This window comes from Oleiphilus sp. HI0043 (assembly GCF_001634935.1).
The window spans coordinates 1-907 of record NZ_LWEY01000742.1 but is presented as its reverse complement, the minus strand read 5'-3'; the positions used below and the strand labels follow the sequence as shown (position 1 = coordinate 907).

1 protein-coding gene is annotated in these 907 nt (G+C 39.8%); it reads right to left on the bottom strand.

The genetic code is table 11. The annotated features are described in order from the left end of the window. Positions 1-789 (bottom strand): hypothetical protein (locus A3729_RS08585; RefSeq protein ID WP_068633658.1); only part of this gene is annotated, 789 nt, incomplete at its 3' end. Between the last annotated feature and the right edge of the window lie 118 nt (positions 790-907).

Genomic DNA, 907 nt, shown 5'->3' with positions numbered 1-907 from the left:
GATAAATTCAGATAGATCTAAACTGTCCATAACTTGTTGAAATTCAGACATGGGTTTATTTTCAATCGCTTCCCATAGCTCCATTGCAGAGTCGCGCAATTGCTCATCGCTTACTGAGCCTTCTAGAAACTTCTTGCTTTCGTCCAGGATAAAGTCGAGGCTGTCGATAATAAAACTTTTTACGCTCTCCTCTACTCCGGAGCCAATTTTTGGCGCAGCTTTGCTGACTACATTTCTTCCCATCTTGAGCATTGAGGACACGCCCGGAATGTTCTTGCTGATTAGGTTGCTTTCATAAATATAGCGAAGGATAGCTTGGTAAAGAATGCCTGATATTAATTCGGCATATATCGGTAGCTCAATTACTTTGTCTATGCCTTTGTTTCGCTGCTCCTTTAGCTCTAAAGCTTTGTCTATGAATTCTTCAAAGTCTTTTTTGCTGATGATTTGGTTCAGTAAGGTTTCTTGATGTTTTTTTGATGTAAATAGAGTGTCGGCTGCCTCACCCGCAACTTCGGCGATGGCACCTGGAATACTTGAGCTAACGACGTTTTCGTATATAACTTGTTTGATTTGTTTAGCGCTGACAAACTTATTTAGATGGATTTCTCCTACAGCTTTCAGTAAAAACTCAGTCTCTGAATCGCATAGCTCAATAAAACGATCGGAGTTAAAGCACTCAAGTTCGTGCTTTAAATGTAGCTCTAATAGCTGTTTTGAGAGTGAGGGGAGCTCACTTTTATCATTTGCTGTGTCGTGCTTGGTTTTGTTTGCTTGGCGCTTAGTCATAATAGACTCCTGTAATATAGCTTACAGTTGTACCCTTAATGTCTAGAGGCGTCAAATCAAAAGTCTATTTTTGCTGTTGATGTGTCGTAATTAAATTGTCTAGTATGGACGTTTACCA